We start from the raw sequence: 13,027 nt of genomic DNA on the forward strand, positions 1-13,027 counted from the left end.
CGGATTGACGCCAAAGATCATGACGCGGTCACATCAAAAAAATGCGTTGCACGTCTGCGACACATGCCCGACACAACCGAAAGTAATCTGCCGGACCTTGAATTTTGACTTAAAAGCAATTATAGGACGCTGCGGAGCGCGACGCTCATAACTTTCCTGACGACGCTTTGACGGACGGAGCACCTGCGACATGGCTATGAGACCCCGAGCCCGGATCGTGGATGATCCGGCCGTGCGTGAGATCGTGGCCACGACCACGGTGACAGGCACGGTCTTCGAGGGCGCGCTGTTCGTGACGCTGGCGGCGCAGCGCGCGCTGCCGGAGACGACCGGGGTGCCGCCGAGCCAGCCCCCGAGCGCACATGTGACCGGGCGTCTCGTCCTGACGCCCACGGCCGCGGTGGAGCTGGTGAACACGCTGAGCGCGCTGCTGGCGACGATACCGGGGGTCAGCGCCCAACGCGGCGGTTCAGCTTGAGACGCCAATTTCTCATAGGCGCCCGACCGGACAATCCGCCTTGGCTCAGCTCCGGTCGCGGCAAGCCGTCCGGTAGGCTGCCTCTCGCGGCGTCCGCGTCACCGGGCGGAGCCGGCGGCGACGCGACGCCGAGACGGGTTTCCAAGCGCCAGGGTCGTCAAGCCCGCCCGGCCGGACCGGCCTCCAGGAACGCCTCCGCGCTCCGCAGACTCAGCGCCATGATGGTCAGCGCCGGATTTGCCGCGAGCGAACTCGGGAAGGTGGAGCCGTCGCAGATCCACAGGTTGTCGATGTTGAAGCTGCGGCCCACCGGGTCCACCACGGCGCTCGACCCGTCGCGTCCCATCCGGCAGGTGCCCAGCGTGTGGGCCACGCGCTCCAGCACCCAGATATCCTCGGCGCCGGCCTCTTCCCAGAGCCCGCGCATCACCTGCGTGGCGTGGGCGTTGAGCCGAGTCTCGTTCGTGCCGTAGCCGAAGTCGATCCGGGCCTTGCGCATCCCGCGCGCGTCGGTCTCGTCCGCGAGCGTGAGCACGTTGGCGTCGCAGGGCAGGGTCTCGCCGTTGATGCCGATGCCCGCGAGGGTATTGTAGCGGTCGAGATAGTCGAGGAGCGGCTTGCCCCACAGGCCGCGCCCGCGGGCCACCGCATTCCCGAAGGTCACCGGCACCACGCCGAGGCTCTGGATCAGGTAGCCGCCGGCGAAATCGGCGCCCGCGCGGATGAAGTCCTCGGTGATCAGCGAGGACGGATAACCGCGGTTCATCCGCACCTCGTGCGGGAAGGTGCCCCAAACCTGCGTCGCCACGTGGCCCATGTAGTTCCGGCCGACCTGATCGCTAGAATTGGCCAAGCCGCAATGCAGAAGCAGCCGCGGCGTCTCGACCGCACCGGCGCAGAGGAAGACATTCGCGCAGCGCTGGCGCCGGTCCTGGCCGTCCTGCCGGTAGACCACAGCGGTGATCCGCCCGGCGCTGCTGCGCTCCAGCCCGTGCACGAAGGCTTCGGCCCGGATCTCCGCGCCGCGGGCCAGGGCGAGCGGCAGGTAGGTGACGTCCATGCTGGCCTTGGCGCCATTGCGGCAGCCCTGGTGGCAGTAGCCGCAATTGATGCAGGCGCCGCGCAAGGGCCCCGCCTCGGACTGAAAATCCTGCGAGACGACCGCGGCGGGGGCGTCGGCCCAGCGGATGCCGCGGGCGTCGCAGGCCCGCGCCATGATCTGCGCGGGGCCGTTGCGCGGAACCGGAGGCAGGGGATACCGCCGATCCGCATCCCAGGGATAGCTCTGCGCCCCCGAGACGCCGAGGAAGCGCTCGACGCGCTCGTAGAACGGCCGCAGATCCGCGTAGGTGAGGGGCCAGTCGACGCCCGCGCCGGTCTCCGTCTGGAGCCGCAGGTCGCGGGCATCGGCCCGGGGCACGAAGGCGCCCCAGTGCAGCGTCGAGCCGCCGACGCCGGTTCCACTGTTGTTGCCGCCGAAGGCTTCCGGCGTCGAGCCGCCGCTGAGGCGCTCCTCGGTCCAGTAGATCTCGTAGGCGAGGGTCTCGTCGAAGGCGAAGCGCTCCGGCGGGAAGTTCGGTCCCGCCTCCAGAGCCACGACCTTCAGGCCCGCCGCGGCGAGACGGGCGAGGAGCGGCGCGCCGCCCGCCCCAGTGCCGACGATCACCGCGTCGACGACCTCGTCCTCGCGGTAAGTGCGCATCCCCGCGAGGTTCATCGTGCCAGCTCCCCGTGCGACGGACGTGGTTCCCAGGGCTCCGGCGTGTCGAGCCCGACCGCGTGGAAGCCGGGCAGGTCCCTGGCGATCTCACCCGGGCGGTCGCCGCCGGCCCCGATCCCCGAGAAGCCGAGCCGCGCCAGGGCCGCGGGATGGCCAAGCCAGAGCCGGGCCGCGTCGGCGCGCAGATCCTCGAACCAGAAGCGCATCCCGTCAGCGTCGAGCCGGCCGCCGAGGGCATCATGGACCTTAAGGTCACCGCGCTGGCAAAGGGTCAGCAACGCATCCTGGTTGTCGGCATCGAGCGGCCCGAATGGGCGTTCTCGCGCCGCGCGGGCCGCGGCGTCGAGGGTGCGCAGGGCGGCGCGGTAGGCGTCCGGGTCAGCCGGCAGGGCCGAGAAGCGCCAGCCATCGCCCTGTCCGGCGGAGAGGCGGCGATCAATCCGGGCGGCGGGATCGAGACCGGGCACGGGCAGCACCCGGGCGAGGACGGCACGGAGGATCGCGAGTTCCACCGGATCGAGGGCCTCCGGCCGGTAGGCGGGATCGTCCGGCTCGGCGCGCGCGTCGAGGGCTTCGCGCAGACGGCCGTTGACCCGCTCGGAGGCGATCAGGGCCGCGTAAGCGGGCGGAACCGCGGGTCGGCTGGGATCAGGGTTCGTCTGCCGATCGGCGACGTACTCGCGCAGCAATCCGGCCAGCAGGTCCGGGCGCTCCAGCGGCAGGAGATGGCCGACGCCGTCGACGGTCACGCGGCGATGCCGCGCGAGGTGAGGCGCCATCAGCGCCTGCTGAGCGTCGGGACCGAGATCGGCGTCTTTCGAGCCCGCAAGGACCAGGGCCGGCGTGCGCAGGACGCTGACGCGGCGGCACCAATCCTCTCGGGCGCCGGATTCGAGCCACGCTTTCCAGGCCGCGGGAGACGCCCGCAACACGTCGGCTACCGCCGCGGCCTCCGTGCCGGGGTCGAGATCCGCCCCGACATTGGCACGGATGAAGTTCAGGGCTTCCCGCCGGCGCGTCTCGGGATCCGCGTCGATCCAGGCGAGCATCTTGGCCCGACGCGCCTCGGGGATCGGTTCGGGGCTCGGCGGCGAACCGGAAATCAGGACGAGATGCGTCAGTCCTGCGAGACCCGGATCGCCGTCCTCGGCGCGGCGCGCCAGGGCGAGCGCCACCTTGGCGCCCATGCTGTGACCGGCGATCGCGAAGGCGGCGGGCGCGCGGGCGCGAATCGCCTCCGCCACATGATCGGCCATCGCGTCGAGCGAGAATCGGGTTCCGCCGGCTTCTTCCCCGAAGCCCGGCAAATCTATGGGCACGCAGGTCAACGCGCCGTCGAGCGCCGCGGCAAGCGGCGCCCAGCTACGGGCACTTCCGCCGAGAAAGTGCAGGCAGAACAGAAGTTCGGGTTCGGACATTGCGGAGACATCGCGCGGGCCGGGAAGGCTTCAAGCGTACGCGACGCCGCACGGCCGCACTCTTGGCCGGGCAGGCGTTGGCGGCATTCCCGCGGCGTGCGATCACCGCCCCAGGAGGATGCCATGATTGGGGATCTCGACCTCGCTTGGCGGGTGGAGGAGGCCTGCCTCAACGCCTGGCCGAGCCCGCGCCAGATCCTGGTGGAGGGCTATCTGCTGCGCGCCGCGGGCGGGCGGTCGAAGCGGCAGAACTCGGTCAATCCGATGCGGCGGAGCGGCGACCCCGAGCCCGCCATCGCGGCGGCCCGCACGCTCTACCGGAGCCTCGGCCAGCGCCCGATCTTCCGGATCCCGGCCATTGCACCGCAGATGGAGCGGTCGCTCGCGTCAGCCGACTTTGCGGTCGCCGACGAGACCTGCACCCTGTTCCACCCCCTCGACGGCGTGTCGGCGGAGCCCGATCCGTCCGTCACCGTCGCGACGGCGCCCGGCGCGGACTGGCTGGCGCTCCGCGACGCCGTGAACCGCGCCGACGCGGCGGCCGCCCGGGTTTTTCGCGATACGGTCGCCGCCCTGATGCTGCCGCGGGCTTTTTCGAGCGCGACGGCGGAGGGCGGCATCGGCGCCATCGCGTTCGGCGTCCTCGACCGCGGGTTGCTGGTGATCGAGTCGGTGGCGACACCCGAGCCCTTGCGCGGGCGCGGCCATGCCCGGCGCGCCGTGGAGGCGCTGCTGCGGTGGAGCCGGTCACAGGGCGCGCAGGCCGCCTGCCTGCAGGTCGTCGCGGAGAATACGCCGGCCCGTGCGCTCTATCGCGGGCTCGGGTTCGAGCGCGAATTGTACCGCTATCATTACCGCGTCGGGCCGGAGCCCGAGTGAAGAGCCGCCGTCTTTAAGAGCGCCGCGAAGCAATCCAGTGACGCGCCATACCGTCCGCGCTCGCGCGGCCCCGGGTCACGTCCGTCGCTCGTCCCGGCAAAGACCATCGCAACGACCGACGGCTTCGAGCGGAAAGGCGTTCAGGCATCGAACAGGGAGCGCTGCCCCGCCGGTGCGGCCGGCTTGGCGCTGCGCCGCTCCGCCGGGCGGCCGGAAGCCGAGGACGGCCGCAGGCCACCCTGGCGCCCGGTTCTGGTGGTCGGGGAAGGATCGAGCCCTCCCTCCGGCACAGCCGCGACGGTCCCATCGGAGAATTGCAGGCTGAGGCGGGCAGCGGCGGCGGCCTCGGAGGCGCGGCGCACCGGCAGGCCGGCGGCGTCGCGCACCAGCACGTAGCCGCGTTCGAGAACGGCGTGGTAGCTGAGCGAGCCCAGCAGCCCGGCCAATCCGGCGAGGCGGTCGTACCGCCGCTCGATCCCGCGGGCGCCGGCCTGGGCCAGGCGGTCGGACAGGGCGAGCAGCCGGTCGGTTCGGCGCGCCTGCAGGGCCCGGGCCCGCTCCAGGCTCGCCTCGCGGGCGACGACGAGGCGGCGCCCGAGCTGGACCAGGGCCTCACCCTTGCGCTGCACGTCGTTGCGCAGGGCGTGGAGCGGCCGGTGATCGATCCGCCCCAGCCGCGCGCGGGCATTGGCCAGCGCCACGTCGGGCGAGCGCCGCGCCATCCGGTCGAGGAGCAGTTGCAGCCGCGCCCGGTGGCGGCTGGCGCCTGCGGCGAGCGCCGGGGCGAGGCGGGCCTCGGCGAGGTCGAGCCGCTGGCGCTTGGCCGCCAGCAGGGCATCGGCGCCGGGCATCGCCCGTCCCAGCGCCCGCAGATCCGCCCGGTCGCGCTCGATCCGCCGCCCGACCGCGCCGATCGTCCGGGCCGAGAGATCCGCCACGGTGGCGATCAGGTCGGCGCGGACCGGCACCGCCATCTCGGCGGCGCCCGTGGGGGTCGGGGCGCGGCGGTCGGAGACGTAGTCGATCAAAGTGGTATCGGTCTCGTGCCCCACCGCCGAGATCAGCGGGATCGCGCTCTCGAAGGCGGCCCGGACCACGCATTCCTCGTTGAACGCCCAGAGATCTTCGATCGAGCCGCCGCCGCGGGCGACGATCAGCACGTCCGGCCGCGGGATCGGGCCACCGGGCCTCAGGGCGTTGAAGCCGCGGATCGCGGCGGCGACTTCCTCCGCCGCGCCATCCCCCTGAACCCGCACCGGCCAGACCAGAACGGGACGCGGGAACCGATCCTCCAGCCGGTGCAGGATGTCGCGGATCACCGCCCCGGTGGGCGAGGTGACGACGCCGACGACCCGCGGCAGGTAGGGGATCGACCGCTTGTGCTCGGGGGCGAACAGCCCCTCGGCGGCCAGTTGCTTCTTGCGCTCGTCGAGCAGAGCCATCCAGGCGCCGAGGCCCGCCGGCTCCAGGCTCTCGACCACGATCTGGTACGAGGACTTGCCCGCGAAGGTGGTGATGCGGCCGGTGGCGATCACCTCCAGCCCCTCCTGGGGCCGCTGGCGCAGGCGCCCGAACACGCCCTTCCAGACCACCGCGTCGATGCGTGCCTGCCCGTCCTTCAGGGAGAAGTAGGCGTGGCCCGAGCCGTGCTGGCCGCGATAGCCCGAGATCTCGCCGCGCAGACGCACATGGCCGAACGCGTCCTCCAGGGTGCGCTTCAGCGCGCCCGCAAGGTCGCCCACCGTCCATTCCGGCTGGTTGGCGGTCAGCACGCTGGTCGGCGGGATGTCCGCCGCTGGCGGGGCGGCGGGGCGCGGGGGCGGAACGAGGGGCATGGCCGGAGGCTAAAGCATGAGGTCGTTCCGCGGAAGCAGCTACCGCAGCATCCTATTCTACCGCGAGTTCGCGCGGCCCCTCCGAAATCGCCACGCGCGGCACGAGCAGCGACAGGAGCAGCGTCAGCAGGGCCACCGCGAACACCGTCCAGAAGGTGCCGTGGAGCGCGTGCTGAAGCCCGGCCCGGATCGCATCGCCGCCGGCGCCGAGGCTCGCCGGATCGTCGAGCAGGCGCCGGAGCTCGTCGGAACTGACCGTGGGCCCGCTCGACGGGTGGGCCAGCCGATAGTTCAGCACGGCGCCGAGCGCGGTGGCGCCCAGCGTCGAGCCGAGATTGCGCGAAAAGATGTTCGAGGCGGTGGCCGCCCCGCGCTGGGCCCAGGCGACGCTGTCCTGGATGATCACGATGGCGGCGGTCGACAGGAAGCCCATGCCGAGGCCCATCACGATCGAGCCGACGGCCGCCACGGCGGGCGAGGTCGACGGCCCCAGGGCCACGAAGGCGGTGGCGCCGAGCGGCAGCAGGATCGCGCCGACCAGCAGGATCGGGCGCAGCCCGAAGCGGACGAAAGTGCGCGCCGCCGTAGTGGCGCCGATCGGCCAGCCGAGCACCATCAGGGTCAGAGTCAGACCGGCGATCAGCGGCGATTGCTGCAGCACGCCCTGGACGTACATCGGCAGGAAGGCCGTGAGCCCGATCACCGTCATGCCGGACAGCAGCGTCGCGGTGTTGGCGGTGGCGATCGGGCGCTGCATCCACAGGCGGATGTCGAGCATCGGGTCGGGCGCGCGGCGCTCCTGCAGCACGAACAGAACCGTGGCGATCAAGAAGGCCATGCCGGGCCAGAGCGCCGCCGCGGCCGAGTCCCCGGCTTCCGTCAGCGCGATCATCAGCGCCGCGATGGCCGCGGTGAACAGGGCCGCGCCGATCACGTCGATCCGCCGGCTGCGACGCTCCACGCCCTCGTTCAGGTACCGGAAGAACAAGCCGGCCGCGACGACGCCGATCGGCAGGTTGATCCAGAAGATCCAGGGCCAGCTCAGATGGCCGATGATCAGGCCGCCGACCAGCGGGCCGGCCACCGACGAGATGCCCCAGACGCTGGCGAGATAGCCCTGGACCCGGCCGCGCTCCCGGGCCGAATAGAGGTCTCCGACCACCGTCAGGCTCACCGGCTGGATCGCCCCGGCGCCGATACCCTGCACGAGGCGGAACAGGACGAGCGAGGGCATCGACCACGCGAGGCCGCAGAGCAGCGAGCCGAGCAGGAACACCGCGATACCGAACAGAAGCACCGGCCGCCGCCCGTAGAGGTCGGACAGCTTGCCGAACACCACCGTGGTGGCGGTCTGCGTCAGCAGGAAGGACGCGAACACCCAGGCGTAAAGGTGAAGATCGCCGAGCTGCCCGGCGATCTGCGGCATCGCGGTCGAGACGATCGTCGCCTCGATGGCGATCATGAACATCGCCGCCATCACCGCGGCGAGGACCAGCGGGCGGCGCGTCGTATCGGGGTTCGGCATGGAGTCGATCTAGGCCGCGCGGAGGCCGCGACATAGCGGTGCGGAACGGACTGAAGACCCCCACCGCGAGGTCCGTGCGCGAGCGCACATCGGCAGCAGGCTCGACCCGCCTCGGACGCATGGTGCGCCCATAGCGTTGCTTGGCCCGCATGGGTCGGCACAGGGGCTTCGACCTTCAGGCTTCGCTGTTCGCGTCGAGGTCGCGCCCGCGGGTCTCCGGCAGCAGGAAGGCCGCCACCGTCCCGACCAGGCTGAAGGCCGCGAGGTAGTAGGCGGGCGCGAGCCGGTCGCCGGTCTCGGCGATCAGCCAGTTCACCACGTAGTTGGTGCTGCCGCCGAACACCGAGACGGCGACCGCGTAGACGATCGACAGGCCGGCGCTGCGCACCGCCCGGGGCAGCGCCTCCGGGATGCCGACGATCACCGCGGCCGCGTTGATCGACGACAGCGCCGAGAGCAGGAAGGTCACCGCGTAGACGCTTGCCGCGCTCGGCGCCTTCACCACCCAGGCGAAGGCCGGGACCGCCAGGATCAGGATCAGCGCCCGCGGCCAGATCATCACGGGGCGCCGCCCGACCCGGTCGGCCACCCAGCCGCCGAGCAGCGGGAAGACCACCGAGGCGAGGCCCAGCGCGATCGGCACCGCGGTCGCGGCGGTCTCGCTGAGGCCGAGCGTGGCGCCGGCATAGACCGGCATGTTGGTGCCGACCGCGTTCGAGACGGTCGAGGCGGAGATCACCAGGAAGGTCAGGCCCAGCAGCCGGCCATGCTCGCGCAGGAGCCGGCCCACCACGGCGAGGGTGGAGCCCGCGGCATTCGGATCTTCCTCGGCGCCGGCCGTCTCGGGCAGGTGGCTTCGGATGATGAGACCCATCGGCACGACGCCGAGGCCGAGCAGGAACATCAGCCGCCAGCCCCACGCATTCATCGCCTGATCGCCGACGACGAGCGCCAGGGTTGTGGCCACGATCCCGGCGAACAGGGCCGCGCAGCCCTGGCTGGCGATCTGCCAGCTTGTGACGAATCCACGCCGGTCCGGAGGCGCAGCCTCCAGCAGGTAGGCGGTGGACGGGCCGACCTCGCCGCCGAGCGCCAGCCCCTGGATGAGCCGCCCGGCGATGACGATCACCTGCGCCCAGCCGCCGATCGCCGCGTAGGGCGGGCAGACGGCCAGCATCAGCATGCCCAGCGCCATGAGCCCGATCGTGATCAGCATCGCGGGCTTGCGCCCGGCCCGGTCCGCGAAAGCGCCGATCAGGACGCCGCCGATCGGCCGCATCACGTAGCCGATGCCGAACAGCGCCAGCGAGGCAAGCAGGCTGTGGGTCGGGTCGGTGGCTGGGAAGAACGCCGCGCCGATCGGCTTCGCGAAGAAGGCGTAGACCGTGAAATCGTAGAACTCGAGGGCGTTGCCCAGCACGACGGCGCCGACCGCCTTGCGGTTCAGGGCCGGATTCGCGGCTGCGCCGGCGTGGGCTCCGGTCCGGGCGTCCATCAGCGCGCCCCGTCGACCGGGTGCTGGGCGATGCCGCCGGTGACGGGCTCGGCACCGTCCGCCACCGCAGCATCGTAGCCGGCGAGCCAGAGCACCCGGGCCTGCGTGCCCTCGGCATAGGGGCAGGCCTCGCGGGCGAGGCCTTTTCCGGGCGCGGCATGGCCGAGCGCTTGGGCGTCGAGGTCGTTCGGGGGTGAGTCCATCGTGGCGCAGATCCTGATCGCTCGCGTTCGCCGCGATGTAGGGCGCGTCCCGGGACGCGCCGCACTCAATGGAGCATCGTATCGTCGGGTGTCGGCGTCGCGACGGCTTCGCTGAACGGGAATTCCAGCACCACCTCGCCCGCCGCATCGGCAACGATCAGGCAGGCTGTCATGAGGTGACCCCGATCCAGGCTTTCGCGCAGGGCATCACGGATCGTTTGACGCGCCTTATCCCAGGCCTCGTCCGGATCACGAAGCTCCGTTCCGGTCGGGTCGCCGATCAGGTCGTCGCCGATCTGTGTGTGGAAGAAATAGCGCGGCATGATCGCGTCACCTCCGAGAACCGGCCCCCGAGGGGACACCGCACTCAGATGGTGATCCAGTCGAGCCGGCACACGCCCGGGGCGGCTCAGCCGTTGGCCGACCGCACCTCCGAGGGCGTCGGGACCGGGCGGAGGGTGCGCACCTGGGCGGACCCGGCGCCGGCGCGATGATGCTTCTCCATCGTCATCAGCGGCCGCAATTCGGGCTCCGCGAAATCGAGCAATCGGGCGTTGCGCCAGCGCGGCTTTCCGGCGCCGCGGCCGAACCACCGGGGGCGCTCTTCCTCGACCAGCAGCACGAGCCGGCCCGTCCAGGATTTCCGAAACCAGAAGCGCCCGGTCAGCGACATGTTCCAGTCCCCTCGCTCAAAGCGCGCGCGGCACCGGCCAATAGCGGTCATCGCCACAGCGTGTCCGTTCAATACCGGATTTGACCGAGGAAGTCTTGGAGGATCGGCATGATGTGCGAGCGGGCGGTCGGTTTCCACAGGCCCGTGCCGCAGATCTGCGCGGCGGTCGTCCGGCCATCCTACCGCACGAAATGGCGGGCGATGAACAGCATCACCACGATCCAGACCAGACCCGAGACGCCGTACACGAACCCGCGCAGGAGCGCGAATTCCAGGGCGGCATGCACGGAGGCGCGATCGTCTCGCGGCAGGGGGCGCTCCGCCGGCGACGGGCGCGCGGATGGGATCGCGGCGAGCAGGCGCGTCAGGCTTTCCGGGAGCGGTCGTTCATCGGTCTGCACAGCGCGGCAAAGTCTACAGGGCCCGCAGCGCAGGCGACAAGGCCGCCGGTGATCACGGGGCTGTCAGACGCCGAAAGCCCGGCATCCCCGAGCCGTTGCGCTGCGATCGACCCGCCGTCTCGGCGCCCGGCTTCCAAGTGCCGCAGGGAGCCAACACCTTGACGGTGGGTTGTGGCTTACGCGGCGGCGAGCCTCGCGAGGCTGGGCCGTTGCGCCCTGGCTGTAAATTCAATTAGACCTATTCCAGGCAGGCGCATTCTGCCGACAGTGCTGCCGCCGCGGCGGCCAATAGGAGGAAATCCATGCGTTCACTCGTTCTCGGCGCCGTCCTTGCCGCCCTGATCCCGCTCTCGGCGCAGGCCCAGGAGGCCGGAGACGCGGCCGCAGGCGAGAAGGCGTTCGCCCCCTGCAAGGCTTGCCACAACTTCCAAAAGAACGGCGTCGGCCCGGACCTGAAGGGCGTCGTCGGCCGCAAGGCCGGCACCTACGAGGGCTACAACTATTCGGCAGCGATGAAGAATTCCGGCATCACCTGGGATGAGGCCAACCTGCACGAGTGGCTGAAGAACCCGAAGGCGAAGGTGCCGGGCACCAAGATGATCTTCCAGGGCTACCCGGACGACAAGAAGGTCAGCGACGTGATCGCCTACCTCAAGACGCAGTCCTGAGTTTCCCGCGGAGCAAGCAAATCCCGGGGGTGGCCCAAGGGCTGCCTCCGGCCCCGTCCCGAAGCAGCCTATTCCGCGATGAGGCCGGCCTGCAGGCCCATCCGCAGCGTCACGAGGTCGTGGAGCAGGGTTTTCCGGCTCTCGACATCCAGGCCGGTCAGGTCGCCGGCATCGTCCGGGACGCAGGCGAGGACATCGCGCAGCTTCCCGCCCGCCGGCGTGAGAAAGATGCTGACCTGGCGCTCATCGACCCGATCCCGGGCCCGCCGCACGCGTCCCGACGCTTCCAGGCGCTTCAGCAGGGGCGTCAGCGTGCCGGAATCGAGGAAGAGGCGGTTGCCGATCTCCTTGACCGAGAGGCCGTCCTGCTCCCAGAGCACCAGCAGCACGAGATATTGCGGGTAGGTCAGTTCGTAACGGCCGAGCAGATTGCGGTACGCGCGCCCGAACGCATGCGCTGCGGCATAAACCGCGAAGCACAATTGATTGTCGAGACGCTGCCCGTCCTGCTGCTTCGGTAGGTCGGCGGCCGCGTGGTTCGCCTCATTCGGCGCAGCGCCGCTCTGCAGAGCAGTCGGGCCTGGCATGGGATGATCTCTCTCTGGAAGAAGCGGACTCGCGTATCGGTATGGTGATCGGTCACATTTAGGCAGTTCGGCATACAAGAACAATCGTCGCGAACGGCAGAGCACAAACCACGGCGCTTCGGCTTGGCGTCACAGCCTGCCCAAAACGCCCGACGCGCCGTCGCCACCGCCTCGTAGGCGGTGGCGGCCGGTCGTCCTGCAAGAGACCCTCAACCGTCCATCAAGGGGTGCAGATCCCGTACCATCGCCTTCAGGCGCTCATCGAGCACGTGGGTGTAGATCTGCGTGGTCGAGATGTCGGCGTGGCCGAGCAAGACCTGAACGATGCGCAGATCGGCTCCGTTCTGCAGCAGATGACTGGCGAAGGCATGGCGCAGCACGTGGGGGCTCACCCTGTCCGGCCGCAACCCGGCCTCCAGCGCCACGGCCTTCAGGTCGCGGGCGAAGGCCTGCCGCGTCAGGTGGCCACTCTCGCTCTCGGCCGGGAACAGCCACGCGCTCTCCTCCGGAACCGCGGCGAGATGCGCCGCCATGGCGGCCCGGGCCGCCTCGGTCAGCGGCACGAGGCGCTCGCGCCCGCCCTTGCCCTTGACGAACAGGTATCGTTCCCGGGTGGCGCCCGCGGCCCGGGGAAGGGCGACGAGTTCCGACACGCGCAGGCCCGTCGCGTAGAGGAGTTCGAGCAGGCAGATCATGCGACGCGCCCGCCGGGCCGGTCCCGGCGCCTGCTCGGCGCCGGCCGCCGCCTGCGCGACGGCCAGCAGGCGGTCGACCTCCGCCACCGACAGGATCTTGGGCAGCACCCGGCCCCGGCGCGGCCCCGAGACCGCCACGCTCGGATCGGCCTCGGCGAGGCCCTCGGCGTAGAGGAACTTGTGGAAGCCGCGCACGCAGGACAGCCGCCGCGCCGCCGAGGAGGCCTTCAGACCGCGCGTCTCCAGATCGGCCAGGAAGGCGCGCAGCGTCCCGGCCTCCACATCATCGAGGGCGAGGCCGGCACGGGCGAGATAGGCGCGGTAATCGTCGAGGTCGCGCCGGTAGGCGGCCAGGGTATTGGCGCCGGCCCCGCGTTCGGCGGCCAGCATGTCGAGATAGTCGGCGACGTCCGTGTCGGCCCCCCGAGAGCTGTCGTCGCCCGCCGTCAC

The 13,027-nt window shown here is 71.0% G+C and carries 13 protein-coding genes; 3 read left to right on the forward strand and 10 right to left on the reverse strand.

Translation table 11 applies throughout. The annotated features are described in order from the left end of the window. Positions 1-190: 190 nt before the first annotated feature. The gene (locus MKK75_RS18260) at positions 191-478 is read left to right on the forward strand and encodes a hypothetical protein (protein ID WP_244043950.1); all 288 of its coding nucleotides are present in this window, start codon (positions 191-193) and stop codon (positions 476-478) included. Positions 479-635: 157 nt separating this feature from the next. Here the strand turns inward: MKK75_RS18260 and MKK75_RS18265 are convergent, their stop codons facing one another. Together MKK75_RS18265 and MKK75_RS18270 are read right to left on the reverse strand one after the other, a co-directional pair. Beyond that, positions 636-2,195, reverse strand: coding sequence for a GMC family oxidoreductase (locus tag MKK75_RS18265; RefSeq protein WP_244043951.1), 1,560 nt, complete (start codon positions 2,193-2,195; stop codon positions 636-638). Continuing rightward, a complete protein-coding gene (locus tag MKK75_RS18270) occupies positions 2,192-3,616 on the reverse strand; it encodes an alpha/beta hydrolase (RefSeq protein WP_244043952.1) in 1,425 nt (474 codons plus the stop codon). The genes MKK75_RS18265 and MKK75_RS18270 overlap by 4 nt, the downstream gene beginning before the upstream one ends. 123 nt (positions 3,617-3,739) lie before the next feature. Between MKK75_RS18270 and MKK75_RS18275 the strand changes: the two genes are divergently transcribed. Further along, on the forward strand, positions 3,740-4,495 hold the full coding sequence (locus MKK75_RS18275; protein WP_244043953.1) for a GNAT family N-acetyltransferase: 756 nt from the start codon (positions 3,740-3,742) through the stop codon (positions 4,493-4,495). Between the two features lie 140 nt (positions 4,496-4,635). On the opposite strand, the gene xseA is transcribed toward MKK75_RS18275, so the two are convergent. The 6 genes from xseA to MKK75_RS18305 all read right to left on the reverse strand — a co-directional run bounded on the left by xseA (position 4,636) and on the right by MKK75_RS18305 (position 10,226). Next, positions 4,636-6,330 carry an exodeoxyribonuclease VII large subunit gene (gene xseA, locus MKK75_RS18280; RefSeq protein ID WP_244043954.1) on the reverse strand — a complete coding sequence of 565 codons (1,695 nt, stop codon included), beginning with the start codon at positions 6,328-6,330 and terminating at the stop codon, positions 4,636-4,638. A 52-nt stretch (positions 6,331-6,382) separates the two neighbouring features. Then, positions 6,383-7,855, reverse strand: a complete 1,473-nt coding sequence (locus MKK75_RS18285; protein WP_244043955.1) for an MDR family MFS transporter — start codon at positions 7,853-7,855, stop codon at positions 6,383-6,385. Between the two features lie 175 nt (positions 7,856-8,030). Beyond that, positions 8,031-9,350, reverse strand: a complete 1,320-nt coding sequence (locus tag MKK75_RS18290) for an MFS transporter (RefSeq protein WP_244043956.1) — start codon at positions 9,348-9,350, stop codon at positions 8,031-8,033. Next, positions 9,350-9,553 carry a ribosome modulation factor gene (locus MKK75_RS18295; RefSeq protein ID WP_244043957.1) on the reverse strand — a complete coding sequence of 68 codons (204 nt, stop codon included), beginning with the start codon at positions 9,551-9,553 and terminating at the stop codon, positions 9,350-9,352. Before MKK75_RS18295 ends, MKK75_RS18290 begins: the two co-directional genes overlap by 1 nt. A 65-nt stretch (positions 9,554-9,618) precedes the next feature. Beyond that, positions 9,619-9,876 carry a DUF6894 family protein gene (locus tag MKK75_RS18300; RefSeq protein WP_244043958.1) on the reverse strand — a complete coding sequence of 86 codons (258 nt, stop codon included), beginning with the start codon at positions 9,874-9,876 and terminating at the stop codon, positions 9,619-9,621. Positions 9,877-9,962: 86 nt separating this feature from the next. Then, the gene (locus MKK75_RS18305) at positions 9,963-10,226 is read right to left on the reverse strand and encodes a hypothetical protein (RefSeq protein WP_244044007.1); all 264 of its coding nucleotides are present in this window, start codon (positions 10,224-10,226) and stop codon (positions 9,963-9,965) included. A gap of 703 nt (positions 10,227-10,929) precedes the next feature. Here MKK75_RS18305 and MKK75_RS18310 point away from each other — a divergent pair. Next, positions 10,930-11,295, forward strand: a complete 366-nt coding sequence (locus MKK75_RS18310; RefSeq protein WP_244043959.1) for a c-type cytochrome — start codon at positions 10,930-10,932, stop codon at positions 11,293-11,295. 68 nt (positions 11,296-11,363) lie between these two features. Here the strand turns inward: MKK75_RS18310 and MKK75_RS18315 are convergent, their stop codons facing one another. Beyond that, positions 11,364-11,882, reverse strand: coding sequence for a MarR family winged helix-turn-helix transcriptional regulator (locus MKK75_RS18315; RefSeq protein ID WP_244043960.1), 519 nt, complete (start codon positions 11,880-11,882; stop codon positions 11,364-11,366). Between the two features lie 209 nt (positions 11,883-12,091). Next, positions 12,092-13,027: a site-specific tyrosine recombinase XerD gene (locus MKK75_RS18320; protein WP_313901870.1), complete on the reverse strand. Its 936-nt coding sequence runs from the start codon at positions 13,025-13,027 to the stop codon at positions 12,092-12,094.

This window comes from Methylobacterium sp. J-030, assembly GCF_022829545.1.
Lineage (GTDB): Bacteria > Pseudomonadota > Alphaproteobacteria > Rhizobiales > Beijerinckiaceae > Methylobacterium.

What these genes read in the sequence shown, in the direction of transcription:
- MKK75_RS18260 (WP_244043950.1), top strand. Translation starts at nt 191, where the DNA reads ATGGCTATGAGACCCCGAGCCCGGATCGTGGATGATCCGGCCGTGCGT.
- MKK75_RS18265 (WP_244043951.1), bottom strand. Translation starts at nt 2,195, where the DNA reads ATGAACCTCGCGGGGATGCGCACTTACCGCGAGGACGAGGTCGTCGAC.
- MKK75_RS18270 (WP_244043952.1), bottom strand. Translation starts at nt 3,616, where the DNA reads ATGTCCGAACCCGAACTTCTGTTCTGCCTGCACTTTCTCGGCGGAAGT.
- MKK75_RS18275 (WP_244043953.1), top strand. Translation starts at nt 3,740, where the DNA reads ATGATTGGGGATCTCGACCTCGCTTGGCGGGTGGAGGAGGCCTGCCTC.
- xseA (WP_244043954.1), bottom strand. Translation starts at nt 6,330, where the DNA reads ATGCCCCTCGTTCCGCCCCCGCGCCCCGCCGCCCCGCCAGCGGCGGAC.
- MKK75_RS18285 (WP_244043955.1), bottom strand. Translation starts at nt 7,855, where the DNA reads ATGCCGAACCCCGATACGACGCGCCGCCCGCTGGTCCTCGCCGCGGTG.
- MKK75_RS18290 (WP_244043956.1), bottom strand. Translation starts at nt 9,350, where the DNA reads ATGGACGCCCGGACCGGAGCCCACGCCGGCGCAGCCGCGAATCCGGCC.
- MKK75_RS18295 (WP_244043957.1), bottom strand. Translation starts at nt 9,553, where the DNA reads ATGGACTCACCCCCGAACGACCTCGACGCCCAAGCGCTCGGCCATGCC.
- MKK75_RS18300 (WP_244043958.1), bottom strand. Translation starts at nt 9,876, where the DNA reads ATGCCGCGCTATTTCTTCCACACACAGATCGGCGACGACCTGATCGGC.
- MKK75_RS18305 (WP_244044007.1), bottom strand. Translation starts at nt 10,226, where the DNA reads ATGTCGCTGACCGGGCGCTTCTGGTTTCGGAAATCCTGGACGGGCCGG.
- MKK75_RS18310 (WP_244043959.1), top strand. Translation starts at nt 10,930, where the DNA reads ATGCGTTCACTCGTTCTCGGCGCCGTCCTTGCCGCCCTGATCCCGCTC.
- MKK75_RS18315 (WP_244043960.1), bottom strand. Translation starts at nt 11,882, where the DNA reads ATGCCAGGCCCGACTGCTCTGCAGAGCGGCGCTGCGCCGAATGAGGCG.